The sequence below is a fragment of the Novosphingobium album (ex Liu et al. 2023) genome, assembly GCF_029076845.1.
Taxonomy (GTDB): domain Bacteria; phylum Pseudomonadota; class Alphaproteobacteria; order Sphingomonadales; family Sphingomonadaceae; genus Novosphingobium.
Genome location: NZ_JARESE010000044.1, coordinates 16,844 through 43,367 on the forward strand (window position 1 = coordinate 16,844; position 26,524 = coordinate 43,367).

Sequence of the window (26,524 nt, forward strand, 5' to 3'; positions counted from 1 at the left end):
CGATGCGCGCCTGCGCGATCGGCGCGGGCAGCATCGCGGGGGATCAGCGGCGCCAGCCTATTCGCGCGCGCGGTCGATTCCGATGAGGACGGCAGGCGCCGGCCGGATCGCGGCGGGCGTGATCGCGCCGGCGGAAACGCGGCGCGCGTGGCGCCAGCCAGCCTCGGGCAGCCGGGCCAAGGCGGCCGGCGCGGCCGCCACCCGGACAGCGGCAACCGCCGCCACCACGCCGATCTGCGCGCTGTCGGCAGGCACGCAAGTGCGCGCCTGCGCAGGTCCGATCTGCGCGGCAAGCCCCGTCAGCAGGGCCAGCAAGGTCAGGAAAAAGCGGCCAGCCATCGGCGCCAGATAAGGGCATGGCGCTTAATAGTCCACTTCCATGACGGCAATTTCCGGCGGCGGCCGGCCAATGCCGCGATTGCCGCCGGAGCGGATCGGGCGCGATCGCATGACCGGCCCGGGCCAAGCCGTCGCGGCGCTTGACCTTGCCTGCCGGAACGCTACGCGCTTTGCGCCATGACCGACGCCGTCTCGCCCCTCGCCTCGCCCTTTCCCGCCATGCCGATGATCGCCGGCGTCACCCCGCGCGTCGCGCGCGCCGGGTACAAGGACTGGGGGCGCTGCGACCTGACTTATGTGGAGCTGGCCGAAGGCACCACTGTTGCCGGCGTGTTCACCCGCAACATCTGCTGCTCGACCGAGGTCGAGCTGGGGCGCGAGAACGTGAAGCGCGGCACGGCGCGCGCGCTGGTGGTCAACGCGGGCAATTCCAACGCCTTCACCGGCTATCGCGGACGCGAGGCGGTGGAGCAGATCGCGGGGCAAGTGGCCGATCACCTCGGCTGTGCCAGGGAAGACGTCTTCGTCTCCTCCACCGGCGTGATCGGCGTGCCGCTGCCCAAGGACAAGGCGCGCGAAGGCGTGGACCAGGCGCTCGCCGCCGAGCCCTGCTCATGGGAAGAGGCCGCGCGCACGATCGCCACCACCGACACGTTCGCCAAAGGGGCGGTGGCCACCGCCGTGGTCGATGGCCGTACGGTGACGCTCGCGGCGATCATCAAGGGCAGCGGCATGATCGCGCCCGACATGGCGACCATGCTCGGCTATATCTTCACCGACGCAGCGGTGGCGCCCGCGTTCCTCCAGCAGTGCCTTTCGGCCGCGAATCTTCAGACCTTCTCGTGCATCACGGTCGACAGCGACACTTCGACCAGCGACACCGTGCTGGCCTTCGCCACCGGCAAGGCGGGCAATGCCCCGCTCGTCTCGTTCGACAGCCCCGGCGCCGATGCCTTCGCCGCCGCGCTGGCCGATGTCTGCCGCCAGCTTGCCCATCTGGTGGTGCGCGATGGCGAAGGCGCGCGCAAGTTCATCGCGATCAGCGTGACCGGCGCGGTTTCGGACGAGAGCGCGCGGCGCATCGGCCTGGCCATCGCCAATTCGCCGCTGGTCAAGACCGCGATCGCCGGCGAGGATGCCAACTGGGGCCGCGTCGTCATGGCGGTGGGCAAGGCGGGCGAACCGGCCGACCGCGACAAGCTCTCGATCGGCTTCGGCGGCATCTGGGCCGCGCGCGATGGCCTGCCTCTGGCCGATTACGACGAGGCGCCCGTCGCCGCGCACCTCAAGGGGCAGGACGTGACCATCGAGGTCGATCTCGGGCTCGGCGAGGGCCGGGCCACCGTGTGGACGTGCGACCTGACGCACGGCTACATCTCGATCAACGCCGATTACCGGAGCTAGGCGGTGGGCTTTTCCGGCGTGACCCCGGCGCTGACCGGCGCGGTCGAGACGATCATGCGCGAGGTGAACCGCGCCGCGATCCTGCCGCACTACCAGTCGCTGAGCTCCGACGAGATCATCAGCAAGGCCGCCGACGACCTTGTCACCGTGGCCGACAAGGAAAGCGAGGCGATGCTGACCGAGCGGCTGCTGGCACTGCTGCCCGAAGCCGTGGTGGTGGGCGAGGAAGCGACTTTCGCCGATGCCGCGCTGCTCGACCAGTTGAGGGACAGGCTGTGCTGGATCGTCGATCCGATCGACGGGACCAACAATTTCGCCGCCGGGACGCCGCCGTTCGGGGTGCTGGTGGCGCTGGCGGACCGGGGCGAGACGATCGGGGGCTGGATTCTCGATTGCCTGACGGGGCGCTTCTGCCACGCGGCGCTGGGCGGCGGCGCCTTCATCGATGGCGAGCCGGTGCGCGCGACCGAAAGCGGCGAGACGCCACCAGTCGGCGCGATCTCGCTGATCTTTTTGGAACAGGCCCAGCGCGAGCGGGTGAAGACACGGATCGCGCCGCATTACCGGCTGGTCGATATCCCGCGCTGCGCCGCCGAGCAGTATCCCCGGCTGGTGCTGGGCACCAATGACATCTCGATCTTCGAACGCACGCTGCCGTGGGATCATGCGGCGGGCGCGCTGCTACTCAACGAGGCGGGCGGCAAGGCCGCGCGGCCCGACGGTTCACCCTATCGGGTCAGCGAGTTCGAGCGGCGCGGCATGATCGGCGCGGCCAGCCCGCGCCTGTGGGACGATCTGGCCGCGCGCATGGCGCGGATGGACCGGGGCTCCGCCTGACGGCGCCCCGACCGGATCACAGTTCGCTTTCAAGCCAGCCCTTGAGCGCGTTCTTCGGCGCGGCGCCCAGCTTTTGCGCCACCGGCTTGCCATCCTTGAACAGCACCATCAGCGGGATCGACTTCACGCCGATCTGCCCCGGCACGTCCGGGTTCGCCATGATGTCCATCTTGGCGATCGTCACCTTGTCCTCCAGTTCCTCGCTGATCTCTTCCAGCGACGGGCCGATCATCTTGCACGGGCCGCACCAGTCCGCCCAGAAATCGACCAGCACGGGCTTGTCGGACTTGAGGACATCATCCTCGAAACTCGCATCGGTGACGGCTTTGGTGGCCATGAACAAAACTCCTCGTATCGGTTGCTGGCAATCTAGGGACAAAACCCCGGCTGGCAATGTCCGCCGGCCATAGGTTTACTGCATCGGGGCCAAGTCCGGCTTGTGGGCGGCCAGCACGTCGGCCGGCACCGCGATCAGCCGGGGCGCGGCGGTGTAGAGCAGCGCGACTTCGATGGCGCGGCCCGGATAGGTCGCTGCCAGCGCGGCGGCATAGGCGGCCATCTGGCGCAGGCTGGCGCGCGGCACTTCCCCGATGCTCGCAGGCGGGCGGCGCGCGGTCTTGAAATCGACCAGCCGGACCCGGTCGGCCGCCACCACCAGCCGGTCGATCGTGCCGGCAACGACGCGTTCGCCCACCACCGCCGCGATCGGCACTTCGGCCAGGCTGCCCGGCGCGAACAGGTCCGCCCAGTCGGGATGGCCGATCACCGCCAGGGCGCCGGCCAGCATGTCCTCGCGTGCGGCCTCGGCGAAATCGGCCGCGTTGCGCGCCAGCCAGGCGCGACCGGCCGCCTCGCGCGCGCCGCCTTCAACCTCGGGCATCCGTTCGAGCAGGCGATGCATCAGCGTGCCGCGCCGCGCCGCCGCCGCGTCGCTGCCGGGCGGCCAGGGCGGATCGGGCGCATCGTCCTCGCCCAGCGCCGAGGGGGCGAGCGGCCGGGGCGGGCGCGGCTCGGCAGCGGGCGCAGTGGCCAGCCAGCGCGGCAACGGCTCAGGCAGTGCCAGTTGGGGGTGGGCCAGTTGGAGGAGGACCGGCTCGGCGGCGGACGGCGCCCGCATCGGTTCGGGCGGCGTTCCCCAGTCAAGCCGGCGGCTCCAGATCGCGTCAGGCACCCAGGCATCGGCGGGAAACAGCGTGGCAAGGCGCGCGTACCAGCTGCTTTCGGGCACTTCGCCCTTGTCGCGCGGCCCCAGCGCGCCGCCGACGAACAGCGCTTCCTCGGCCCGCGTCATCGCCACGTAGAGCAGGCGCCAGTGCTCCTGCTCCTCCTCGCGCGCGATCCGCGCGGCCTCGGCGGCGATGCGGCCGACCTTCTCCTCCTTCGCCAGGGCCGGCAGCGGGATGCGCCGGCCCGGATCGGCGGGATCGGGCAAGGCGATCCCGCGATCGCGCGCATTGCCCGGATCGCCGGTGGCATCGGCCAGAATGACGATCGGCGCCTGCAGGCCCTTGGAACCGTGCACGGTCATCACCCGCACCAGATTGCCGGCGTTCTCCGCCTCGCGCTTCAGCTCGCCCTCGCCCGCGTCGAACCAGGCGAGGAAGCCGGCCAGGCTGGCCGTGCCAGTCGCCACATAAGCGTGCGCCGCGTTGAGCAACTCGTCGATCGGATCATTGGCTTCCACGCCCAGCCGCGCGACAAGCCGGCGCCGGCCCTGCCACGGCCCCACCAGCAGCCAGTGCAGCAATGCCTGCGGCGGCTCGACATCGGCCAGCCGCAGCAATTCGCCCAACCGATCGCGCAAGGCATGGACATCGCCGTGGCGCGACTGGCGCAGATGCTCCCACAGCCGCGTGTCGCGCGGGCGCCAGGCATGTTCGAGCAATTGCTCCTGGCTCCAGCCCACCAGCGGCGAGACCAGCAGGTTGGCGAGGTTGAGATCGTCCAGCGGCTGCGCGGCAAAGCGCAGCGCGGCGACCAGATCCTTGACCGCCAGCGGCGCGCCCAGCCGCAGCCGGTCCACCCCCGCCACCGGCACCCCGGCCGCGTGCAGCCGCGCGACGATCAGCCCGGCCAGCTCCTTGCGCTTGCGCACCAGCACCATGACATCGCCTGGCCCGGCGCGTCGCGCCTCGCCCTTGTGCAGGCGAAACCCCGGCCCTGAGGGATCGGTCCATTGACTGACTTGCCGGGCGATCCGTTCGGCAAGCTGGCGATCGGGCTTCGACAGCCAGCCTTCCTCGCCCTCGTCCGGCTCGTCCCCATCCTCCTCGCTCGCCATGCCGACGGGCTGCCACAGCGCGACATGGCCGGGCCGGTCCTGCCCCACATGCGGCTCTGGCGGCGCATCGAGCCCGAAATTCGCATGGCCGATCGCGGCGATCGCCCGATCGACGAAAGCCAGCACCTCGCCCGCGGTGCGAAAGCTCTGGTCAAGCCCCAGCTCGCGCAAGGCGCGCGGGCGGATATTGCTGCGCAGCCGCTCGACATTGGCCTTGCCGGCGTGGACCAGCTGCTTGACCCGTTCGCCCGCCTGCCGGAAGTATTCCGGGCTGGTGCCCTGAAAGCGGAAGATCGCCTGCTTGTAATCGCCCACGACGAACAGCGTGCGCATCAAATCACCGTGCTGGCCCAGCCCGGCCCAGAATTCCTCGGCGATGGCCAGGATGATGTCCCACTGCGCGGCATTGGTATCCTGCGCCTCGTCCACCAGGATATGATCGAAGCGGCGATCAAGCTTGTAGCGGATCCAGTCGGCCAGGGCAGACTGGCCCAGCAGCGCGGCCGCCTGCCGGATCTGGTCGTCGAAGTCGATCAGCCCCTCGCGCTGCTTCGCCGCTTCCCAGGCCAGTGCGAAAGCGCGGCCCAGGCGCAGCGCGGGAACCAGCCGATCGGCCAGGCCCAGCAGCGCCCCGGCCTCGGCGACCCGGCCGATGCCGGCGATCACGCGCGTGGCATAGTCGGGATAGTCCGGGTCGATCTTTTCCAGCGAGGTGGTGGCGCGCGGATCGCCCTTCTTCGTCAGGAAGACATCGCGCAGGCCGGCAAGCGTCGCCGCGCGGTGGGCGCCGTCGCCGGCCAGCCAGGCGGCGATCGCCTCGGCCGCCTGCTGCCCGGTCTTCGCGCTCCAGCCGCGCTGGGCCGCAAGGCAGCGCCGCAGCGAAGCGACATCGAACGCGGCTTCCTCGCACAATCCGGCAAGGTAGCCCGCGTCGGCATCGGCGGGCAGGCCCAGCAGGCGCATCAGGTTGCGCCGCATGTCGCCGGCCTGCCAGCTTCCCGCGCCGAACCACGCCTCGCGCGCCTCGGCGCAGCGCAGCAGATAGGCCTCGACCGCATCGGGGCCCATGCGCAGCGAGAGATCCTCCACCGCCGCGAGCAGTTGCGGATCGCCCAGCGGATCGCTCTCCGCCTCGACCAGCAAGTCGGCGAGCACTTGCCGCGCCAGCAGCACCCGCTCGCGATCCTCCATCGGCCGGGTGCCGGGGATCAGCCCGGCTTCGCGCGGGAAAGCGGCCAGCAGCCATTGCGAAAAGGCATGGATCGTATCGATCCTGAGGCCGCCACCGGGGCAATCGAGCACGGCGGCGAACAGCGTGCGCGCACGGTTGCGGCTTACCGGATCGGCGGGCGCGCCAATCGCTTCGAGCCGCTGGAACAACTGCGCGTCGGGCAAGCGCACCCATTCGGCCAGCGTGCCGCTGATCCGCGCGGCCATCTCGGTCGCGCCGGCCTTGGTGAAAGTCAGGCACAGGATCTGCGAAGGTTCAACCCCGGGTTGCAGCAAAAGCCGCAGCACGCGCGAGGACAGCACTTGCGTCTTGCCGGTGCCGGCCGAGGCGGAAAGCCAGACGGTTTCCTCAGGGTGCACCGCGGCCATCTGGTTGCCGCGCAGCGGATGGACCGTGCCGCCCCCGCTCATGCCGTGTCCTCCCCGCCGCCAAGGCGCGTGAACCATTCGTCCAGCCGCATGAGCTGGTCGTAATCGGCATAGCTGGGCAATTCGGGATTGAGCCGCGCGGTGAACGGCTCCGTGCCCAGAATCCAGCGGTCGATCGCGTCGCGCAGATAGCGGGCCGTTTCGGGCAGGAAATCCGCGCGCAGCACGCCTTTGCGCCGGCCGCCCGGATCGTCGATCACCGGCTCGGACACATAGCCGAAGCCATCCTTGCCCTTGGCCAGCGACCAGTATTCGAAACCCGTGGGCTCGCCCGTGATCCCGGCGAAGCCGCCTTCGCGCGCGATCAGGCCGACAAGGCCGAGCTGAAGCGCGAAACCCTGCTCCACGCGCCGCGCGGTGGGCGGCATCCCGGTCTTGTAATCGACCACCGCCAGCGTGCCGTCGGCCAGGCGGTCGATCCGGTCCGCCCGGCCGTGGACGCGGATGCCCTGGTGCAGCATCTCGCCCTTGATCTCGGTGGCCAGCACCACCCGCCCCTCGTCCTTCTGGCGCGCGATCTGCGCGTCGATCCAGTCCAGCGCGGACAGCAGGCGCGGCCGCCAGAGCGCGCGCATCAGCGGGTGCGCGCTCATCTCGTCGAGCACTTGCGCGGCGATGCCCGCCAGTTCGCCCTGCGGCTCGCCCGCCTTGTGCCAGCGATCGAGGATCGCGTGGACGGCGGTGCCCTTCCACGCCGCGCTGGGCTCGGCATCGATCGCGTCGAGGCTCTGCAATTGCAGGATCGCGCTGGCATAGAACTGATAGGGATCGCCGCGCAGCCGATCGAGCCCGGTCACGGAAATCGCCACCTTGCGCTGATCGGCATCGGGCATCGGGCGCGGGCGCGGATAAGGCGGCGCGGGCGGCGCGGCGTCGATCAGCCGGGCAAGGCGCGGCGCCTCGCTCTCGCGGTGCTCGTCGCGCTCAAGCCGCTCGCCGAGCATGGCCTTGACCCGCAGCACGAAGCGCGAGGGGATGACCGGGCCGCCCTCGTCGCGCCGCGCCCAGCTCAGCACCACTTCGGGCGCGCCCAGCGCGGCGGCCAGATCGTGCGCGGCCAGGCCGATGCGGAAATCCGCGCCGGGTACTCCCAGCGCGCGCAGCACGGCTGGCGGCAGCAACGCGTCCTGCGCCGGGCTGGCCGGCCAGACGCCTTCGACCAGCCCGCCGCAGATCACCAGATCGGCCCGGCTCATCCGCGCTTCGAGCAGGCCGTAAAGCGCCACGCGCGGATGCCCGCCCCACGGCGGGCGAACCGAGACCCGGTCCATCGCATCGCGCAGCACCGCATGCAGCTCGCGCGGGTCGAGCCGGGTCTGCGCCGAACGCGCCGCCTCGCGCAATTCCTCGACGAAAGCGGCGAGCGCGCGGCCATCGGCCTCGCGCCAGATCGCTTCGCCGCACAGCGCTTCGGCCGCTGTCGCCAGCGCATCGAGCAGCCCGGCCAGCGGCTCATCCTCGCCCAGCGCGAACAGCGGCGCGAGCATGGCGGCGACATCGTCCCACCAGTCGCCCAGTCGGGCCCGTGCGGCGATGGCGCGCAGCGGCGCCAGCCCCGGCCCCGGCCGGGGCCCGCGCAAGGCGAGATCGAGCCGGCGGGCCTGTTCCAGCCAGGCCGGCCGGCGTTCGTCGGCGCGCACGCGCGGATGCGTCAGCAAGGCCACCAGGGGGACAGGCGCGGCCTGCTCGGCGATCGCCTCGGCCAGCAGCAGCAGCAGGCGGCCGGCGGCGGTCTGCGGCAAGGGGCGGCCGGCGGTATCGTCCGCCTCGATCCCCCAGCGGCGCAAGTGCGCCGCCACCCGGCCAGCCAGCCCGCGATCGGGCGTGACCAGCGCGACGCGCCGTTCCGGCACCTCCAGCGCCTCGCGGATCAGCACGGCGATGGCTTGCGCTTCCTCGCCGGGATGGGCGCATTCCATCAGTCGCACGCCCGACAGGCGGCGGCGGTCCGGCGGCAGGTCGACCCAGCGGGCCGAAGCCTCGGGCGGCAGGAACAGGTTCGACAGCGCGCGGCTGCGCTCGGGCGGGGCGGCCGCCAGCCCGGCGCGATGCCACGGCTGCACTTCATCGCGCGCCACGCCCATGCGGTTGAGCAGCAGCTTGAGGTGGTATTGCGGATGCGTCACCGCGTCGCGCGGGCCGAAGGGCGGGCCATCGGGATCCTCCGCCTTGCCCGCCGATCCCAGCGCGTCCCACACCGCCGGTTCCAGCGCGAGGTCCAGATCGGGCAGGATCACCGCGCCGCGCGGCAGCGTGCTGACCACGCGCAGCAGCCGGGCCAGCGCCGGCGAAGCGCTGGTGACGCCGACCGCCACCAGCGGCTGCGGCGGCGGGCTTTCGCGCCAGCGCCGCGCGGCATGTTCGAACAGGCGGTTGCGGCGTTCGGGCGCGTCGATCTCACCGCGTCCGGCCAGTTCCGCGATCCAGTATTGCTGCACCATCAGGAAGGTGCGCGTGGTCTCGCGCCAGTGCCCGGCCAGTTCGCCGACGATGCCGATCACGCGTTCGTCCAGCAGGTCGATCGGCGCGATGTCTTCCACCAGCAGGCGGTCCATCGTGCGGCCGATCTCGAACGCGCGGCGCAGCAGGGCGGCGGTCCCGCCCGCGCCATCGCCTTCGACCTGCCGCACATATTCGGCCAGCCGCAGCCAGCGATGCACCGGATCGGCAGCGGGCGGAATATCGGCCGCGCCCAGCGGATCGAGCAGCAGACCCAGCGCTTCGTCAAGATCAAGATCGCCCACCACCGCCATGCGCGGCAGCAGCATCCCCCCGCTGGCGGCGGCCGGCCCCGAATGGCGCACGAACGCCTCGGTCAGCGTGCGCACCGCGCGGCGGCTGGGCAGCAGCAGGGTCAGCCGGGCCAGGCCCAGATCGGCTTCGGCGTAGCGCGGCACCAGCCCCGCGACCAGGGCATCGGCAAAGCCGCGATGCGCGGCGATCGAATAGACTTGCGGATGCTCCCGCTCAGCCACGCGCCTTCTCGGGGCTTGTCGGGAATGGCGCGCAAAAGCGCATTTGGCGGCGCCGGCCCGCTCCCCCGCCCTCAGGCACGGGTCAGCCAGGCTTCGGTGGGGGCGATCGCCGAAGGCTCGCCCACTTCGAACCACAGGCCGGTATGCGAAACGCCGTAGAGCCGATCTTCCTCGATCGCGCGGTTCCACAGCAGGTTGGTGGAGAACGGCCCCTCGGGCACCTCGCGCACGAGGCGGTGCGAGACGAGCTGGATGCCGGTGAAGATGAACGGCGCGACCCGGCCCGAGCGGCGGCGGCTGACCCGGCCGACCGGATCGAGGTGGAAATCCCCCTTGCCGCGATAGTTCACCGCCCGCGCGTGCGGCACCAGCAGCAGCAGCGCATCCATCCGATCGGCATCCCAGGCGTCGGACAGTTCCTCGAAGACATTGCGCGGCCCGTCCAGCCAGATGTTGTCGCTGTTGAGGCAGAAGAACGGATCGGGCAGCAGCGGCAGCGCCTTGGCCATGCCGCCGCCGGTTTCCAGCAGCAGGTCCCGCTCATCCGAAACGATCACGCTGGGGCCCGTCTCGCGCACGTCCAGATGCCCTTCAAGGGCATCGGCCAGGTAATGGACATTGACCACCGCGTGCGCGACGCCGGCGGCGGCAAGCTGATCGAGGCTGTGATCGATCAGCGACTTGCCGGCCACCCGCACCAGCGGCTTGGGCTGCGTCGCGGTGAGCGGGCGCATCCGCTTGCCGAGCCCGGCCGCGAGCACCATCGCCGTATCGCTGGCGAGCGTCTTGCCGGTCATGCCGCGTAGCTTCCCCCGCCCGCCCGGCGCAAGTCGCCAGGTATGTTGGCATCGAACCACGCGGCCACCGGCGCCAGCGCGGGATGCGCCAGATCGCGTTCGAGCTGGGCCCAGACGCGCGGGATCAGATCGAGATAGCGCGGCTTGCCGTCCCGCCGCCACAGCCGCACGAAGATGCCGACGATCTTGGCGTTGCGCTGCGCGCCCAGCCGCGCGTAATCGGCGGACAGCGTATCGCCGTCCACCCCGGTCGCGCGCCGGTAATGCTCGAACATCGCCGCTTCCAGATCGGGCGAGACATCGCGCCGCGCGTCCTGCAGCAGCGAGACCAGATCGTAGGCCGGATGGCCGACCAGCGCGTCCTGGAAATCGAGCAGGCCCTGCTTGCGCAGCGAGCCCAGCAGCATGATGTTTTCCGCGTGGTAATCGCGCAGCACCGTCACCCCGGGGTGCTGGCGCGGCAGCAGCTCGCCCAGCACTTTCTCCCAGGCGGCGACGAAGCCCGCGCCATCGACGTAAAGCCCCTGGGCCGGACAGTACCATTCGATGAACAGCCGCGCCTCGCGCAGATATTCGCTGATGCCATAGCTGAGGAACGGACCGGGCGGGAGCTGGTGCAGATCGACCAGCGCATCGACGGCGGCGGTATAGATCTCTTCCTCGTCCGCCGGCCACTGGTCCAGATAGTCGCGCATCCGGGCCGGGCCGAAGTCTTCCAGCAGCACCAGCCCGCGTTCGGCATCGTCGGCATAGATCAGCGGCGCGCGCATCCCGTTGGCATCGAGCCAGCGCGCGGCGCGCAGGAACGGGCGCGGGTCCTCGTTGGGCGGCGGCGCATCCATCAGCATCGCGGTTTCCCCGCCCCGGCGGACGCGGAAATAGCGGCGGAACGAGGCATCGCCGGCCAGGGGCTCGATCTCGGCACCACGCCAGCCGGCGGTCGCGAGGAAATTGTCTACGCCTTCGGGCAGAGTCACGGACATGGCATTCGCCCTAGCCAATCCGCCGCACCTTCGACAATGGCGATCCTGCCGCCATCCGCAGATTCCGGCGCGACGGGTGCGAGCGTGATCGAAAGGCAGCCCGGCTCATGCGCGAAGCCGCCAGCGTGATCGGGCCATTCGGCGATCAGCGCCGCGCCCTCGCGGTAATCGTCGAGCCCGATCTCTTCAGCCTCGCGCGGGTCCGACAGGCGGTAGAAATCGGCATGGACCAGCGGCAGGCGCACGACCGGCGGATCGTACAGCTCGATAATGGCGAAGCTGGGCGAAGGCACTTCGCCGCGATGGCCCAGCCCGGCAATGATCGCGCGCGCCAGCGTCGTCTTGCCCGCGCCGAGCCCACCCGACAGCGCGACGACATCACCCCCGCGCAAGGCATCCGCGATTCGCCCGCCGAGCCGCTCCATCGCGGCAAGATCGGGCAGCGCGATCCTCACGGCAATTCCACGATCGCCGCCGTCCCCTGCCCCGGCTCGGACATCAGCCGCAGCGTGCCGCCGTGCGCCTCGATCAGCTGGCGGGCCAGCGGCAGGCCCAGGCCCTGCCGGCGCTCGATGGTCTTGCCATCGGCGCTGACCTTCACGCCGTCGAGCGCGCGGGCCAGCGCGCGCTCATCCATCCCGGCGCCGTTATCCGAAACGACGATCTGCGCGACATCGCCCGTGCCGTGCCGTTCGCGCGTGACCTGCACCAGGATGCGCCCGCCGCGCGGCGTGGCCGAGATGGCGTTGTCGACCAGATGGCCCAGCGCGCGCGCCAGCCGCCGCCGATCGCCTCGGATCGTGCCGACCAGGCCATTGCCCTGCAAGTCCAGCGTCAGCCCGCACTGCCGGATCGGCGCGGCGCGTTCCTCCACCACCGCCTTGACCAGCGGCATCAGCTCGATGTCCTCCAGCGCCAGCGGCAGCAGCCCCGCCTCGCTTTGCGACAGGTCCAGGATGCTTTCGATCTGCTCGCCCAGCCGCGCCGCCGAATTGAGGATCGCCTGGACATAGTCCCTGCCGTTCTCGTCCAGCTCGCAGCCGACGCCGGCCTGGAGCAGCTCGGCGAAACCGCCGATCGAGGTGAGCGGGGTGCGCAGCTCATAGCTCATGTTGGCCAGGAAGCGGGTCTTGACCGCGTCCGCCTCGACCAGCGCGGCATTGCGTTCGCGCAGCGCGGTTTCGGCCTTCTGCGAATCGGTGATGTCGAGGACGATCAGCAGGCCATTGCCATCGGGCAGCGGCACGCCCGCGAATTCGAGCGTGCGCCCATCGGCCAGCGCGACCCGCCCGCCCGTCTCCTTGCGATCGAGCGTGGCGGCGCGCACCGTATCGCCCACGGCCTTGGCCTGGGCCGGGCGGGACAGGCGCGGCCCGATCTTGCCGAGCAGATCCTCGACATGCGGATGGGTGTCGAGGAAATCGCTCTCCAGCCCCCAGTCGGCGGCAAAGCGCCGGTTCCACAGCTGCATCCGCCCGTCCGGCGCGAAGACCGCGACCGATTCGAACAGGCTGTCGAACGTGGCGGTGCGCGTGCGCAGCAGGGTGTCGCGGATCGCCGAGAGGCGAAGCTGCTCGGTGCGGTCCTCCACGATCAGCAACAGCCCGCCATCGGGCACCGGCTGGGCGACGATGCGCAAATGCGTGCCGTCGCCCAGCGGCCAGGCTTCCTCCTGCGTCTCGCTGGCGGCGAACCATTCCGCCTTCTCGCGCCGCCAGGCCGGAAAATCGCGCACTTCGGGCAGCCGCGCGGCATCGCGCATCAGTTCCAGCAAACGCTCGAACGCGGGCGGATCGATCATCGCGGCCGGGCCCAGCTTGAACAGGCGCTGGAACGGCTGGTTGGCGAAAGTCAGGCGCTTCTTCGCGTCGAACTGCGCGACGCCGGCCGAAAGCTGGTCCAGCATCGCGCGCTGCGCTTCGCGGAAGGCGCGGAACGAGCGGCCCAGCTCTTCCATGTCCTCGATGTCGACCGCGTATCCGGCGATGCCCTCGCTGCCCAGCGGCAGGTCATGCACGCGAAAGGCGCGGCGCTGCTTGGCGATGGTCAGGCTGACGATGCGCTCGATCGGCACGTTCTTCGCCGCCGCCTGCAAGGCGACCTGCCGGGCGGTGAGGCCATCGACCGCCTCGACCAGCTCGGTGCCGGCGTCGACCACCGCCTGCGCGTTCTCGCCGCCGACCGCCGCGACATAGGCGGAATTGACCAGTTGCAGCGATCCGTCGGCGCGGCGGAACCACATCGGCATCGGCGCCGCCTCGATCAGCGCGACCAGCGCGCTGAAATCCCCCCGCGCGCGGGCGGCTTCCTCGCGCAGCTTGACCAGCTCGCTCTCGCTGTCGCTGAAATCGAACACCCAGACGAGCGCCGCGCCGCCGGGCGAGACTTGCGGATCGGCCAGGCACCCGCGCAAGGCCAGGCTGCGGGTCGAGCCGCGCGGCGTGGCGACCATGCGGAACGAGGCCGCCGTCTTCTGCGCGCGCAGGACCGCCTGCGTCAGTTCGGCCAGCTTGTCGGCGGGCAGGCCGCGTTCGCCCGCATCCAGCTCGCTGAGATATTGCGGCACCGAATCCAGCCCCAGCCACTGCGCCAGCTTGGGCGAAGCCTCGATCCGCCCGTCGGAGCGGACCAGCAGCGGCAGCGCGGGCGATTCGTCGACCATCCGGCCCAGCCGGCGGGCCGAGCGCAGCGTCGCTTCCGCCCGCTTCTCACGATGGCGGGCGGCCAGGATCGCCCACGCCGCCGCGACCGTCCAGGCGGCCAGCACCAGCGCGACGAGCACGACGACGATACGATCGAATTCCATCGCTTGGGCTATGCGGCGCCAGCCGCGCCATGACAATGGGCTGGAGTCTGTTGAGAAGTCCGGCTTTCACCGGATTGCGGCACCAGCCCGCGCGCCCGCCCGGCCTCCCACGAAAGTATACTTGATGGGAGGCCGGGCGGGGAAGCGGGCTGGGGCCGCAAGAAATGCGCTCTTCCGCGCATTTCCCAACAGACTCCGACAAAGGAGGCCGAGCGCGAGGCCGGCTGGGCCCCCGCCCGACCCGTCTTCGTCAGTAGCGGTAATGCTCGGGCTTGAACGGCCCGGCCTGCGGCACGCCGATATACTCGGCCTGCTTGTGCGAAAGCCTGGTCAGCTTCACGCCCAGCTTTTCCAGATGCAGCGCGGCGACCTTTTCGTCCAGGTGCTTGGGCAGCACGTAGACCCGGTTCTCGTAATCGTCCGACTTGGCGTAAAGCTCGATCTGCGCGAGCACCTGGTTGGTGAAGCTCGACGACATGACGAAGCTGGGGTGGCCGGTGGCGCAGCCCAGGTTCACCAGCCGGCCCTTGGCCAGCACGATGATCTGCTTGCCGTCCGGGAACTCGACCAGATCGGTGCCCGGCTTCACCTCGGTCCACTTGTAGTTGTTCAGCGCCGAGATCTGGATCTCGCTGTCGAAGTGGCCGATGTTGCAAACGATGCTCATCGGCTTCATCGCCTTCATGTGCTCGGCGGTGATGACGTCCTCGTTGCCGGTGGCGGTGACGAAGATGTCGCAGCGCGTCACCGCTTCTTCCATGGTGACGACTTCATAGCCTTCCATCGCCGCCTGCAGCGCGCAGATCGGATCGATCTCTGTCACCATCACGCGCGCGCCGCCCTGCCGCAGCGAGGCGGCCGAGCCCTTGCCGACATCGCCGAAGCCGGCGACGCAGGCCACCTTGCCGGCCAGCATCACGTCGGTCGCGCGGCGGATCGCGTCGACCAGCGATTCGCGGCAGCCATAGAGGTTGTCGAACTTCGACTTGGTGACACTGTCGTTCACGTTGATCGCCGGGAACGGCAGCTTGCCGTCCTTGGCGAGGTGGTAGAGGCGGTGGACGCCGGTGGTGGTCTCTTCCGAGACGCCGCGGATCGCGATCACCGAGCGCGAGAGATAGCCCGGCCGCGCCTTGACGAAGGCCTTGAGCGCGCGCTGGAACTCGATCTCCTCGACATTGGCCGGTTCGGGCATCGCATCGCCCGCTTCGAGCCGGGCGCCCCACAGCGCGAACATCGTCGCGTCGCCGCCATCGTCCAGGATCATGTTGGCGGTATGTTCATCCCCCCAGTCGAAGATGCGGCCGACATAATCCCAGTAATCGGCCAGGCTTTCGCCCTTGATCGCATAGACCGGGATGCCGCGCGCGGCGATGGCGGCGGCGGCGTGGTCCTGCGTGGAAAAGATGTTGCACGTCGCCCAGCGCACTTCGGCGCCGAGTTCGACCAGCGTTTCGATCAGCACCGCGGTCTGGATCGTCATGTGCAGCGATCCGGTTATCCGCGCGCCCTTGAGCGGCTTGGACGCGCCGAATTCCTCGCGCAGCGCCATCAGGCCGGGCATCTCGGTTTCGGCGATGGCGATCTCGGCCCGGCCATATTCGGCAAGGCCGATGTCGGCGACGACATAGTCATGAGTGGTCTGGGGGGCGGTGGCCACGGGCGCTGTCTCCTGAATGGTCTTGCCGGCGCCGCGCGCGCCCGGACATGGGCGTGGACGCGGCGCCTTGGATGCGCCCGTCCCTAGCGTTTCACCATGCGCGAGGCAAATATAAAGAAAGCTTTATATGGCTATCGGGGCAGGCCACCGCGATGCCGCCCCGGCGAGCGGCGATGCAAGAAACTTGCGGCGACGCGCCATTAACCATTCCTCACTGTTGCCCGCGCGCAACAGCTGTCTATATCAGCGCGTCTTGCGATTCACTTGCTGGAAAGGATGCAACCATGACGATCGCCGTGGGCGACAAGCTGCCCGACGTAAAATTGATGAAGGCGACCGAAAACGGCCCCGAGGCCGTGCAATCGGGCGATTACTTCAAGGGCAAGAAAGTGGCCCTGTTCTCGGTGCCGGGCGCCTTCACGCCGACCTGCTCGGCCAAGCACCTGCCCGGCTTCGTCGACAAGGCGGCCGAGCTGAAAGCCAAGGGCATCGACGAGATCGCCTGCACCGCCGTCAACGACGCGTTCGTCATGGGCGCCTGGGGCAAGGCTTCGGGCAGCGATGACGTGACCATGCTGGCCGACGGCAATGGCGATCTGGCCCAGGCGGTCGGCCTCGTCATGGACGGCACCGGCTTTGGCATGGGCAAGCGCGGCCAGCGCTTCTCGATGGTCGTCAACGACGGCACGGTCGAGCAGCTCAATGTCGAGCAGCCCGGCGCGTTCGAGGTCAGCTCGGCCGAATACATGCTCGGCCAGCTCTGAGCCATGGGGCGACCCCGGCCCACGCCGGGGTCGCCCTCATATCGCGTTCAGGCCACGACCACGCGGGCCTGCGCGAGATTGAGCACCCGGCCATAGGGTGTCGCCGCATCCCCTTCGCGCTGTGACGCGACACGCAGCACCGGGAAACGCGTTCCCGCCGTATCGTAGGCATGGCGGGCGGTCAGCGTGACGGTTTCGGCCGGTGCGAATTCGGCGCGCACCGGATAGTCGCCCGCGCCGACGAAATCCCATTCGGCCGAAACCACCTTGCCGGCGCCCGCGGGAACCGTGATCGTCGCGGTGAAGGCCACGGCCTCTCCGGGCGAGACCTCGGCCCGCTCGCCGCCATTGGCCGTGAGGTGGACCACCGGCTGCACGCCGCCGCGCGCGGCCGCGTCATCGGGCACGATCACTTGCGTATCGACCACGCGATAGGCGGTTTCCGATGGCTTCACGCCCTCTTCCACCCAGCACGCCAGATCGCGCAGCGCCTGCTGCAAGGCGCCGCCGAAGCTGGCGACATGCGCGCGTTGCAACGGCGTGAGCGGGTTTTCGTGGTGGGCATGATCGACGAACCAGATCGCGCACATGTCATCGAAGCTGTCGCCAAGCGCGGCCCGGATCCGCCCGCGATACCAGTCCGCCTGCCAGGGGAACGCGTCGATATCCATCAGCGCCGACAGCAGCAGCACCTTGCCGTTGACCTTGCCCGTCAGCATCGCGCCCGCGCTGTTGGTGACGGCGGGCGGGCCGATCAGCACGTCGCGCTGCGGATAGAGCGGCGCGCCGGCCGCATCGCGGAACTGGCTCCAGCCATAGTAGTCGGGCGTCGGCGGAAGCTGATGGCGGTGATAGGTTTCCAGCGCGAGCGCCCAGGAATTGTCGATCCGCACCTTGTCGCCCGGCTTCAGCCCCGCCATCGCGGCCGGATCGACCGTGGCGACCAGGTCGAGCGTCGTGCCCCCGCCATGCGCGATCGGCAGGCTGGCGCCGGCCGAGGCGCCGGAAACGACAGCCAGGTGCGCGTCGTCGTACTTGTGCGCCGAGGCATCGGCCACTTCCACGCGCCACGGCGGCATGGCGCTGACGCTGACCACCGTGGTCTCGACGGCGAACCGGCCTTCGCCGATGCGCGAGGCGGGATCGGTGCCGAGGTATCCGGGCTGCGACCAGAAATCGTCGACATAAGTCGGGTCCATCAGCGGGATCATCCCGGAAACGTTGGCGAAGTAGCCGCTGTCCATGTCGGCCTGGCGATACCAGCCGCGCAGCGGGAAGCCCATCAGCGAGACTTCGCGCAGCGCCGCGGCTTCCTCTTCATTGAGGTCGGCATAAGGATCGCCGCTGCCGCCCACGGCCACCGCGTCGGCGACGCCGGGCAGGCGGTCCCGCTGGCGCAGCACGCGCAGCGCGTGCATCCGCACCGTGAACATGCTGGGAATCGCGTGGTTGCAGCCCGGCACGAACGGCACGAAGCCATCCCACACGCCGTCGGTGAATTCGGCGGCGCCCATCGTCTGGTAAGCGCCGCCGCTGCCGCCGAAGAGATAGCCGTAAGTCCGGTGCTCGCCGAAGATCCGCCCCGCGACGACGCGCGCGAATTTGGCGGCGGCGGCATTGACGCGGTAGGCGGCGATCGCCGGATCGCTGCCGGCGGCGCCGAACAGCCCGCCATTGTTGGTCTGGACATAGGCCGCGCCGCTATCGAGCGTGAAGCCCAGATCGCCCACCGCCACTTCGAACTGGATCGGGAACGGGCCGATATCGGATGATATCGCCATCGGGTAGGTATTGTGGAAGAAGCGCCCCTGGTATTGCGCGGCGGGCGGGAAATAGAACGAAAAGCGCGCGTCGGTGCCCCGGAAGCCGCCGTGGATATAGCGGTGCGGCACGGGCTCGGCACGCTCTTCGTCGATCTCGATGATCGGATCGTGGTAGATGGGATCGACCGAATCGGCCGTAACCCGCACATTGCCGTCCATCATTGCCAGTTCCGTCATCATCGCTCTCCTGTCGTTGGCGGATTATGTTATCGGTCGATAACATCGGCAGCGCGTTGCCTCAAGCGTGCGTCTTCGCCGCGCTTGCCCCGCGCGCGCCGGGCGGTTAGCCTTGGCCGCAAAAGCAGGAGGTTTCATGGCGCGTTCGGTGATCGTCACGGGTGGTTTCGGCATTCTGGGCCAGGCGGTGGCGCAAGCCTTCCTTGCCGCCGGCGACAAGGTGGCGCGAATCGACTTCGCGCCCGAAGCGCACGTCGCGCTGAACGGCGCGCTGGACATCGGCGGGATCGACCTGACCGACACCGAGGCGACCGGCAAGGCCATCGCCCGCGTGGTCGCGGAAAACGGCGGGGTGGACGTGCTGGTCAACGTAGCCGGCGGCTTCACCTGGGAAACGCTGGAAGGCGGGCAGATTTCCTCCTGGGCGAAAATGCAGGCGATCAACCTGATGACCGCCGCGACCATCACGCAGATCGCGCTGCCGCAGATCAAGCAATCCGCCGCCGGCCGCATCGTCAACATCGGCGCCGGCGCGGCGATCAAGGCGGGCATGGGCATGGGCGCCTATGCCGCGTCCAAGTCCGGCGTCCACCGCCTGACCGAAGCGCTGGCCGAGGAACTGGCCGGCACCAGCGTGACGGTCAACGCCATCCTGCCCAGCATCATCGACACCCCGACCAACCGCGCCGACATGCCCGACGCCGATTTCTCGACCTGGGTGAAGCCCGAAGCCATCGCCAGGGTGATCCTGTTCCTGGCATCGGACGACGCGGCCGCGATCACCGGCGCGCTGCTGCCCGTGACGCGAGGAGAAAAGTAGGGTCTTCCGCTGATCGGCAGGGGAATTCGCGCCAACGGTGCCGCGTTCCCCCTCAGGGCAGGCGCACGACGGTGAACCAGAAGCTTTCCACCGACTTGACGATCGACTGAAACGCGTCGAGCCCCACCGGCTTGGTCACATAGCAGTTCGCGCCCAGCTCATAGCTGCGCACGATATCGCTTTCGGCATCCGACGAGGTGAGGATCACCACCGGGATCGTGCGCAGATCGGGATCGCGCTGCATCTCGGCCAGGACGGCCGCGCCATCGAGCCGGGGCAGGTTGAGGTCGAGCAGGATCAGCTCGGGCCGCTTCGCGTTCTCGAACGGCGGCCGGCGGAACAGATAGTCGCAGGCCTCCACGCCGTCCCTGACGATGGCGATATCGAACAGCAGCCTATCCGCCTCCAGCGTCTCCTTGGTCAGATAGGCATCCGCCTCGTTATCCTCGACGATCAGGAGATGGATCGGGCCGGTCATCGCGGGGGCTCCCTAGTTGCGGCCGGCAAGGTGAAGCGGAAGGTCGTGCCCCGGCCCAGTTCGGCATCGACCCAGATCAATCCGCCATGACGTTCGACGATGCGTTTCGCGATGGTCAGGCCAATGCCGCTGCCATCGTACTTGCCGCGTTCGTTCAGCCGCTGGAACATCTGGAAGATGCGATCGGCAAAGCGCATGTCCATGCCGATCCCGTTGTCCGCCACGGAAAACTGCCACAGCCCGCCTTGCGGCACCGCCGCGATGCGGATCACCGGCGGGGCTTCGGCGCGGAACTTGAGCGCATTGCCGACAAGGTTCTGGAACAACTGGCCAAGCTGCACCTCGTCGCCCAGCACCATGGGCAGCGCACCCACGTCCACCGTCGCGCCGCTGGCCCGGATCGCCCGGCCAAGCGAGCGGATCACGTCCTCCACCACGGCCCGGCTGTCGAGCGGCACCAGCGGCTTGCTCTGCGATCCGACGCGCGAATAGCTCAACAGATCGGCGACCAGCCGCTGCATCCGCCGCGCGCCGTCCGAGGCATAGTGGATGTACTTGTCGGCCCGCTCGTCAAGCTGGCCTTCATAGCGCCGGGCCAGCAGTTCGACGTAATTGGCCACCATGCGCAACGGCTCCTGCAAGTCGTGCGAGGCGACATAGGCGAACTGCTCCAGCTCGGCATTGCTGCGGCGCAGCTCGGCGTCGCGCTGCTTTGCCACGGTGATGTCGCGTACGATCGAGGAGGCGCCCGTCACCACGCCGCGATGATCGCGCAGCGGCGCCAGGCTCATCGAAACGTCGATCAGGCCGCCATCGCGGTGCATCCGCCGCGTCACGAACGGCGGGATATATTCGCCCGCGCCCACGCGGCCCAGCAGATCGGCTTCTTCCTCGCGCTGTTCGGGCGGCAGGATCAGGTGGATCGAACGGCCGATCACCTCGTCGGCGGCAAAGCCGAACAGCTGGGTGGCGGCCGCGTTCCAGCTCGTGATCGTGCCGTCGAGCGACTTCGACAGGATCGCGTCGGGCGATGAGGTGACGATCGCGGCCAGCAGCGCGCGGGCCTCGTCGGCCCGGCGGCGGTCGGTGATGTCGATGATCGAAGCGAGCGTGAACAGCCCCTCGCCGGTCTCGAACGGGCTGAGGCCGATCTCGACCGGGAATTCCTCACCATCGCGGCGCAGCGCGAACAGTTCGCGCCCCACGCCCATCGGCCGGGCCGAGGGCGCGGCCATGAACCCGGCGACGAAGCCGGGATGCGCCGCGCGATAGCGTTCGGGCACCAGCATCTCGACCGATCGCCCCAGCAGGGCATCGCGCCCATGGCCGAACAGTTCCTCTGTCTTGCGATTGACCTCGACGATCCGGCCCGCCGCATCGACCGCGACGATGGCCGTGATCGCCGCCTCGACAAGCGCGCGGAAGAAGCTTTCGCGGTGGCCGGCCGTGGGCATGAAGCGATCGTTCACGCCGCCCTGCTCCGGCCCGGCGCGCGCGGACAGGCGCCGGCCGGCGCGGCGGCGGGGCTGTCGATGGTCGGCTGTGGCATCCCCGTCCCTTTCCGCGCCGCGCTATCGCTGGCCGAGATATCGCCGCTCCAGGCATCGCTGGCCAGTGCCAACCTGCGCCGAAATGGGCCCCGCCGCAAAGCCGGCCGCTTCAGGTGACGGTAAAGCCGCCATCGACGCACAGCACCTGGTTGGTGACGAGCCGCGCGGCCGGCGTCGCGAAATAGAGCACGGCCGTGGCGATATCGCGCGGCGTGCAATAGCCGAGCGGCGGCTTGCGATTGCCGGGGCCGATGGGCGGGGGCCCTTCCGCGCCGATCGAACCGGGCGTGCCGACCCCGCCCGGCAGCACGGTGTTGACCGTGATGCCATACCCGGCCAGCTCGAAAGCGGCCGTCGTCGTCATCGCCGCAAGCGCGCCTTTGGAGGCCATGTAGGCCGAAAGCCCCTGGACGAACTGCCCGACCAGTCCCGAAGACGCGCAATTGACGATGCGCCCGCGCCCCTCCGGCCCGGCCTCGGCCTGCGCCGCCATGGCGCGCGCGATCTCGCGGATCAGGAAATAGGGCCCGCGCGCGTTGACCGCGTTGATCCGTTCCCAGTGCGCCGCCGTGCCTTCCAGCAGCATCTCGCGGTGCTGCAACCCGGCGTTGTTGACCAGCGCCCAGGGCACCCCATGCTCGGCGATCACGCGCGCGCAGCCGGCGACGATCGAGGCTTCGTCCATCAGGTCGATCGGCACGAAGCCGATCGCGGCCCCGGCCGCGACTTGCGCCATGGCGCCGGCCTCGTCGCGATCGGCGATCACCACGCGCGCGCCAGCCTTGCTCAGCACTTCGCAGATGCCCACGCCGATGCCGCTGGCCCCGCCGGTGACAAGCGCCACCCGGCCCGAAAGATCGAACAGCCCGCTCATGCCGCAAGGCCCCTGCCGCTGGTCAGCGCCCGCGGGCCCTGGCTTGCCATGTTCATTCCCACTCTCCCCTGTTGTTGTCCGATATGGCCGTTCAGCCGCCGGCGATCGGCAGCCAGACCGCGCTGGCCGCATCGCCGCCATAGCGTACCGTCTCGGTCGCCTTCACATAATCTTCCGGCTTCGCTTCCATGATCGAAGGCACCCAGCTTTGCGGATTGCGGTCATAGAGCGGGAACAGGCTGGACTGGACCTGCACCATGATCCGGTGGCCGGGCTGGAATACGTGATCGACATTGGGCAGCGACCATTCGAACTTGTAGGTCTTGCCCGGTTCCAGCGGCGCCGGCGTGGCGAAGCCATGGACATAGCGGCCCCGGAAGATCTCGATACCGATGCCGAGCTGGTATCCGGCCAGCCTGTCGTCGGCGGTCAGCTCGCGCGGGTAGACGTCGATCAGCTTGACCACGAAATCGCTGTCCTGCCCGGTGGTGGCGGCATGAAGCTCCACCCGGGGGGCGCCCTTGATGTGCACCGGCTTGTCGAGCACGCCGGTCGAATAGCTGAGCACATCGGTGCGATCGCTGACGAAGCGCTGGTCATGCACCAGCCATTCCTTCCACTCGTCGCCCGACATGTGGATCGGGCGCGGCAGCATCGGCACCGGCTTGGCCGGGTCCGAGACATAGCTGTCGCTGCCCGCCGCCGGCACGGCCCAGGCCAGCCCGGCCCCGGCAGCCAGGTAAAGCGGCGTATAGGTGCCATCGGGCCACTTGTCGGAAACCTCCCAGCGGTTCTCGCCGGTCGCGTAAGTCAGCACCGGCGGGGTCTGGCAGGCCGGCGGATCGGTCTTGAGGTGGCAATCGAGGAACGGCTTCATATAGCGTGTGCGGAACTGAAGCCCGGTATCGCCTTCCCACTGCAGCGGGCCGAGCGCGCGCGCCTCGTAATTGACTTGCGAGTGCCGCCATGGCCCGATCACCAGGCTGACCATGTCGTTGTTCGCGTCCTGCGGTTCGAGCGCGCGATAGACCGCCGGCGCGCCATAGCTGTCTTCCTGGTCCCACTGGCCCACCACCAGCATGGTCGGCACGGTCAGCTTGCGGCTGGCCAGCAGCTTGTCGACCGCCTGTTCCTGCCAGTAGGTGTCATAGGCCGGATGCTCCAGCATCTTGCGCGCCACCGGGAACTGCAACAACCCGAACGCCCGGGCATATTCCATCGCGGAACCGGCCGCGAGATAGGCGGTGTAATCATCGCCCGTGCCCCTTGGCACCTCGCCGCCGCCCTTCTGCGCGGTCTGCTCGATCACATAATCGAAGCCGAACGTGCGGAAGGCGCCATTGTGGAACCAGTCGTCGCCCATCCAGCCATCGACCATCGGGCTTTGCGGCACGGCGGCCTTGAGCGCGGGATGCGGATCGATCAGCGCCATCAGCGCGGTGAAGCCCAGATAGGACGATCCGGTGATGCCCACCTTGCCGTTGGTTTCGGGAACGTGCTTCACCAGCCAGTCGATCGTGTCATAGGCATCGGTGGCGTGATCGACCTTCGTGCGGTTGAGCGGGCCGCGCAACGGCCGGTTCATCACGTAGTCGCCTTCGGACCGGCCCAGCCCGCGCACGTCCTGATAGACGCGGATATAGCCGTCATCGACGAATTCCTTGTCCATCACGGGCAGGATTTCCGCGATCCTCTGGCTGCGGTTGCGGCTGGTCGCCTTGTAGGCATCGTAAGGCGTGCGGCTGAGCAGGATCGGCCCGTCCTTCGTGCCCTTGCGGAAGACGATGACGGTGAACAGCTTCGTGCCGTCCCGCATCGGCACCATCACCTCGCGCCGCACGTAATCGGCCTGGGGACGGACCCAGTCGTATTCCTTGACCTGGTCGTTGGTCATGGGGTCGGTAGGCGCGGCGCCGAGCGAGGCGGCCGAAGCGAGCGCGGCCAGGCAGGCCGCGCCAATCAGGAGTCTCCTCATGGCTTCTGCGTGGCGCGCCCCGCGCGCCGGGTCAAGCCGGGGCGGATCGGATCAGGCGGTAATGCCCTTTTCCATCGCACGGGCCAGCACGACCATGAAGCGCCCCGCCTGGTCGGTGAAATGGCGCAGCGGTTCCCAGCCGCCGGCCAGCAACAGCAGATCGGCGCCGCGCTCGTCGTACTTGTGGCTGTTCTCGGTGTGGATGGTCTCGCCCGCCAGCAACGTGAAATAGCGGCCGCAGACGTGGAAGCTGATGTCGCGCACCGCTTCCAGATGCATCTCGATCCGCTCGCGCCGCTCGTTCCACACCGCGCGGTGGCGCAAAAGATCCACGGGGATCGTGCCGTCCAGCTCGCGATTGATGCGCCGCGCCAGGTTGAGGTTGAACGCGGCGGTCACGCCGGCGGCATCGTCGTAAGCGGCGGCCAGCACCGCGCGCGGCTTGATGAGGTCCATGCCGATCAGCAGCAGGCCGTCATCGCCCAGCGTCGCGCGCATCCCGCGCAGCAGGTCCACCCCCGCGCGCGGTTCCATGTTGCCGATCGTCGATCCGGGGAAGAAGCCGAGCAGTTCATGCCCCTGCAACTCGCCCGGGATGGCCACGGGCCGCGTGAAATCGGCCTCGACCGGGAAGATCGGCAAGCGCGGATAGCGCTGGGCCAGCGTTGCGCAGGACCCGCGCAGGAATTCGCCCGAGATATCGATCGGCACGTAAGCGCTCGCCTCGATACCGTCGAGCAGCAGCGGCGTCTTGTTCGCGCTGCCCGCGCCGAATTCCACGACCGCGCGCTGGCGGCCGATCGCCTCGGCGAAAGCGCCGCCCTGCTCGGTCAGGATCTCGATCTCGGCGCGCGTCGGATAGTATTCGGGCAGCGCGGTGATCTCCTCGAACAACTGGCTGCCGCGCAAGTCGTAGAACCAGCGCGCCGGGATCGCCTTGCGCTCTTGCGACAGGCCGGCCAGCACATCGTTGCGGAACGCCATCTGCAACGCGGTGCGGGGAAATTCGAGTTCGTGCCTTCTTGCGACGGAAGCCATGGTCACAGGTCTTTCGCAAGGCGCAGGCCGGTAAATTGCCAGCGCTGGTGAGGATAGAAGAAATTGCGGTAGCTGGCACGCGCGTGGCCGCGCGGGGTCGCGCAGCTCGCGCCCTTGAGAACGAATTGCCCGCTCATGAATTTGCCGTTGTACTCCCCCACCGCGCCATCGGCGGGGCGGAAACGCGGGTAAGGCAAATAGGCGGAGCGGGTCCATTGCCAGCAATCGCCGAACAGGCCGGCAGAACCGGAAGGATGCGCCGCCCCCGCCCCGTCGAGCTGGTTTCCGGCGCTGGAATCCTCGTTGGCGGCCATGGTTTCCCATTCGTGTTCGGTGGGCAAGCGGGCGCCCGCCCATGTCGCGAAGGCGTCCGCCTCGTAATAGGAAATGTGCGCGACCGGGGCGTCGGGATCACGTTCCCGCCATCCGCCAAGCGTGAATTCTTCGCCATCGCGCCAGTATAGCGGCGCTTTGCGGCATTCTTGCTGCACCCAGGTCCATCCGTCCGACAGCCAGAGCGTTGCGGCGCGATATCCGCCCTCTTCGGCGAATTGCGCCCATTCGCGATTGGTCACGAGTCGGTCGGCCAGCGCGAAAGGCTCGATCAGCACGCGGTGGCGCGGGCCTTCGTTGTCGAAGGCGAAGCCCGGGCCGCGATGGCCGATCTCGACGATGCCGCCCGGATGATCGCGCCAGCCCGCCGCGCGCGGCCCCGCGCCGTTGCCAGGCGGGCCGGGCGCATAAACCGGGCCCAGCGGATTGTGCGCGAAGGCGTGCTTCATATCGGTCAGCAGCAGTTCTTGATGCTGCTGCTCGTGCGCCAGCCCCAGTTCGATCAGCGGCGCCAGCTCGGGCCGGTCGAGCAGCGCGTCCATCGCCGCGTCCACCCGCGCGCGATAGTCGCGCACCTCGTCCAGCGTGGGGCGCGAGAGCAGGCCCCGGCTGGCGCGGGTGTGGCGCGGCCCTTCGGCTTCGTAATAGGAATTGAACAGGAACGGCCAGGCCGCGTCATGCAGGCGATAGCCGTCCAGATGATCGCGCAGCAGGAAGGTTTCGAAGAACCAGGTGGTATGCGCCAGATGCCATTTCGCCGGCGAGGCATCGGGCATCGACTGGATGGTGGCATCGGCATCCGAAAGCGGCGCGGCAAGGGCCTCGGTCAAACCGCGGACTTGATGGAACTGCCGCGCTTCAGGCACCCGGTTCCGCTCCCCGTAGAATCGCCAAGACGTCCATGGGCAAGGTAACGCACGAGCGGGGGCGTTGCTCCCCCACCCGCCGAGT

20 protein-coding genes are annotated in these 26,524 nt (G+C 69.1%); 4 read left to right on the plus strand and 16 right to left on the minus strand.

What is annotated here, in order from left to right:
* Nucleotides 1-57 precede the first annotated feature (57 nt).
* On the minus strand, nt 58-339 hold the full coding sequence (locus PYV00_RS12785) for a hypothetical protein (protein WP_275228656.1): 282 nt from the start codon (nt 337-339) through the stop codon (nt 58-60).
* Nucleotides 340-516: 177 nt separating this feature from the next.
* Between PYV00_RS12785 and argJ the strand changes: the two genes are divergently transcribed.
* Both argJ and PYV00_RS12795 read left to right on the plus strand, forming a co-directional pair.
* Nucleotides 517-1,743 carry a bifunctional glutamate N-acetyltransferase/amino-acid acetyltransferase ArgJ gene (gene argJ, locus PYV00_RS12790; RefSeq protein ID WP_275228657.1) on the plus strand — a complete coding sequence of 409 codons (1,227 nt, stop codon included), beginning with the start codon at nt 517-519 and terminating at the stop codon, nt 1,741-1,743.
* Between the two features lie 54 nt (nt 1,744-1,797).
* The gene (locus PYV00_RS12795; RefSeq protein WP_275228837.1) at nt 1,798-2,580 is read left to right on the plus strand and encodes an inositol monophosphatase family protein; all 783 of its coding nucleotides are present in this window, start codon (nt 1,798-1,800) and stop codon (nt 2,578-2,580) included.
* 16 nt (nt 2,581-2,596) lie between these two features.
* Here PYV00_RS12795 and trxA read toward each other — a convergent pair whose 3' ends face one another.
* From trxA to ahcY, 8 genes are all read right to left on the minus strand, one after another.
* Nucleotides 2,597-2,917 (minus strand): thioredoxin, encoded by a 321-nt coding sequence (gene trxA / locus PYV00_RS12800; protein WP_275228658.1) that lies wholly within the window; start codon nt 2,915-2,917, stop codon nt 2,597-2,599.
* Nucleotides 2,918-2,992: 75 nt separating this feature from the next.
* The gene (addA, locus tag PYV00_RS12805; protein WP_275228659.1) at nt 2,993-6,502 is read right to left on the minus strand and encodes a double-strand break repair helicase AddA; all 3,510 of its coding nucleotides are present in this window, start codon (nt 6,500-6,502) and stop codon (nt 2,993-2,995) included.
* Entirely contained in the window at nt 6,499-9,495 is a 2,997-nt protein-coding gene (gene addB / locus PYV00_RS12810) for a double-strand break repair protein AddB (RefSeq protein WP_275228660.1), read from the minus strand. Before addB ends, addA begins: the two co-directional genes overlap by 4 nt.
* Nucleotides 9,496-9,566: 71 nt before the next feature.
* On the minus strand, nt 9,567-10,292 hold the full coding sequence (locus PYV00_RS12815) for a nucleotidyltransferase family protein (protein ID WP_275228661.1): 726 nt from the start codon (nt 10,290-10,292) through the stop codon (nt 9,567-9,569).
* Nucleotides 10,289-11,275, minus strand: a complete 987-nt coding sequence (locus tag PYV00_RS12820) for an aminoglycoside phosphotransferase family protein (protein ID WP_275228662.1) — start codon at nt 11,273-11,275, stop codon at nt 10,289-10,291. The genes PYV00_RS12815 and PYV00_RS12820 overlap by 4 nt, the downstream gene beginning before the upstream one ends.
* Nucleotides 11,266-11,730 carry a tRNA (adenosine(37)-N6)-threonylcarbamoyltransferase complex ATPase subunit type 1 TsaE gene (gene tsaE, locus PYV00_RS12825; protein ID WP_275228663.1) on the minus strand — a complete coding sequence of 155 codons (465 nt, stop codon included), beginning with the start codon at nt 11,728-11,730 and terminating at the stop codon, nt 11,266-11,268. Before tsaE ends, PYV00_RS12820 begins: the two co-directional genes overlap by 10 nt.
* Nucleotides 11,727-14,081, minus strand: coding sequence for a sensor histidine kinase (locus PYV00_RS12830; RefSeq protein ID WP_275228664.1), 2,355 nt, complete (start codon nt 14,079-14,081; stop codon nt 11,727-11,729). Before PYV00_RS12830 ends, tsaE begins: the two co-directional genes overlap by 4 nt.
* Before the next feature lie 250 nt (nt 14,082-14,331).
* A complete protein-coding gene (gene ahcY / locus PYV00_RS12835) occupies nt 14,332-15,741 on the minus strand; it encodes an adenosylhomocysteinase (protein WP_275228665.1) in 1,410 nt (469 codons plus the stop codon).
* Nucleotides 15,742-16,025: 284 nt separating this feature from the next.
* Between ahcY and PYV00_RS12840 the strand changes: the two genes are divergently transcribed.
* A complete protein-coding gene (locus PYV00_RS12840; RefSeq protein WP_275228666.1) occupies nt 16,026-16,505 on the plus strand; it encodes a peroxiredoxin in 480 nt (159 codons plus the stop codon).
* A 47-nt stretch (nt 16,506-16,552) separates the two neighbouring features.
* On the opposite strand, the gene PYV00_RS12845 is transcribed toward PYV00_RS12840, so the two are convergent.
* Nucleotides 16,553-18,505 (minus strand): hypothetical protein, encoded by a 1,953-nt coding sequence (locus tag PYV00_RS12845; protein WP_275228667.1) that lies wholly within the window; start codon nt 18,503-18,505, stop codon nt 16,553-16,555.
* Nucleotides 18,506-18,641: 136 nt separating this feature from the next.
* Between PYV00_RS12845 and PYV00_RS12850 the strand changes: the two genes are divergently transcribed.
* Complete coding sequence (locus PYV00_RS12850) at nt 18,642-19,325, plus strand: SDR family NAD(P)-dependent oxidoreductase (protein WP_275228668.1); 684 nt, start codon at nt 18,642-18,644, stop codon at nt 19,323-19,325.
* A 52-nt stretch (nt 19,326-19,377) separates the two neighbouring features.
* Here the strand turns inward: PYV00_RS12850 and PYV00_RS12855 are convergent, their stop codons facing one another.
* The 6 genes from PYV00_RS12855 to egtB all read right to left on the minus strand — a co-directional run bounded on the left by PYV00_RS12855 (nt 19,378) and on the right by egtB (nt 26,439).
* Nucleotides 19,378-19,803 (minus strand): response regulator, encoded by a 426-nt coding sequence (locus tag PYV00_RS12855; protein ID WP_275228669.1) that lies wholly within the window; start codon nt 19,801-19,803, stop codon nt 19,378-19,380.
* Nucleotides 19,800-21,272, minus strand: coding sequence for a sensor histidine kinase (locus PYV00_RS12860; RefSeq protein WP_275228670.1), 1,473 nt, complete (start codon nt 21,270-21,272; stop codon nt 19,800-19,802). The genes PYV00_RS12855 and PYV00_RS12860 overlap by 4 nt, the downstream gene beginning before the upstream one ends.
* A 190-nt stretch (nt 21,273-21,462) precedes the next feature.
* Nucleotides 21,463-22,227 carry an SDR family NAD(P)-dependent oxidoreductase gene (locus PYV00_RS12865; RefSeq protein ID WP_275228671.1) on the minus strand — a complete coding sequence of 255 codons (765 nt, stop codon included), beginning with the start codon at nt 22,225-22,227 and terminating at the stop codon, nt 21,463-21,465.
* A gap of 91 nt (nt 22,228-22,318) precedes the next feature.
* Nucleotides 22,319-24,202 (minus strand): CocE/NonD family hydrolase, encoded by a 1,884-nt coding sequence (locus tag PYV00_RS12870; RefSeq protein WP_275228672.1) that lies wholly within the window; start codon nt 24,200-24,202, stop codon nt 22,319-22,321.
* 51 nt (nt 24,203-24,253) lie between these two features.
* Entirely contained in the window at nt 24,254-25,240 is a 987-nt protein-coding gene (gene egtD / locus PYV00_RS12875; protein WP_275228838.1) for an L-histidine N(alpha)-methyltransferase, read from the minus strand.
* 2 nt (nt 25,241-25,242) lie between these two features.
* Nucleotides 25,243-26,439, minus strand: a complete 1,197-nt coding sequence (gene egtB, locus PYV00_RS12880; RefSeq protein ID WP_428981634.1) for an ergothioneine biosynthesis protein EgtB — start codon at nt 26,437-26,439, stop codon at nt 25,243-25,245.
* Nucleotides 26,440-26,524 lie beyond the last annotated feature (85 nt).

Excerpts from the sequence above, each read along its gene's own strand:
- PYV00_RS12795 (WP_275228837.1), top strand. The coding sequence starts at position 1,798 with ATGCGCGAGGTGAACCGCGCCGCGATCCTGCCGCACTACCAGTCGCTG.
- PYV00_RS12830 (WP_275228664.1), bottom strand. The coding sequence starts at position 14,081 with ATGGAATTCGATCGTATCGTCGTCGTGCTCGTCGCGCTGGTGCTGGCC.
- PYV00_RS12840 (WP_275228666.1), top strand. The coding sequence starts at position 16,026 with ATGACGATCGCCGTGGGCGACAAGCTGCCCGACGTAAAATTGATGAAG.
- PYV00_RS12870 (WP_275228672.1), bottom strand. The coding sequence starts at position 24,202 with ATGAGGAGACTCCTGATTGGCGCGGCCTGCCTGGCCGCGCTCGCTTCG.
- PYV00_RS12815 (WP_275228661.1), bottom strand. The coding sequence starts at position 10,292 with ATGACCGGCAAGACGCTCGCCAGCGATACGGCGATGGTGCTCGCGGCC.
- PYV00_RS12785 (WP_275228656.1), bottom strand. The coding sequence starts at position 339 with ATGGCTGGCCGCTTTTTCCTGACCTTGCTGGCCCTGCTGACGGGGCTT.
- trxA (WP_275228658.1), bottom strand. The coding sequence starts at position 2,917 with ATGGCCACCAAAGCCGTCACCGATGCGAGTTTCGAGGATGATGTCCTC.
- addA (WP_275228659.1), bottom strand. The coding sequence starts at position 6,502 with ATGAGCGGGGGCGGCACGGTCCATCCGCTGCGCGGCAACCAGATGGCC.
- PYV00_RS12865 (WP_275228671.1), bottom strand. The coding sequence starts at position 22,227 with ATGAGCGGGCTGTTCGATCTTTCGGGCCGGGTGGCGCTTGTCACCGGC.
- PYV00_RS12845 (WP_275228667.1), bottom strand. The coding sequence starts at position 18,505 with ATGACGGAACTGGCAATGATGGACGGCAATGTGCGGGTTACGGCCGAT.
- egtD (WP_275228838.1), bottom strand. The coding sequence starts at position 25,240 with ATGGCTTCCGTCGCAAGAAGGCACGAACTCGAATTTCCCCGCACCGCG.
- PYV00_RS12820 (WP_275228662.1), bottom strand. The coding sequence starts at position 11,275 with ATGTCCGTGACTCTGCCCGAAGGCGTAGACAATTTCCTCGCGACCGCC.
- PYV00_RS12850 (WP_275228668.1), top strand. The coding sequence starts at position 18,642 with ATGGCGCGTTCGGTGATCGTCACGGGTGGTTTCGGCATTCTGGGCCAG.
- PYV00_RS12855 (WP_275228669.1), bottom strand. The coding sequence starts at position 19,803 with ATGACCGGCCCGATCCATCTCCTGATCGTCGAGGATAACGAGGCGGAT.
- argJ (WP_275228657.1), top strand. The coding sequence starts at position 517 with ATGACCGACGCCGTCTCGCCCCTCGCCTCGCCCTTTCCCGCCATGCCG.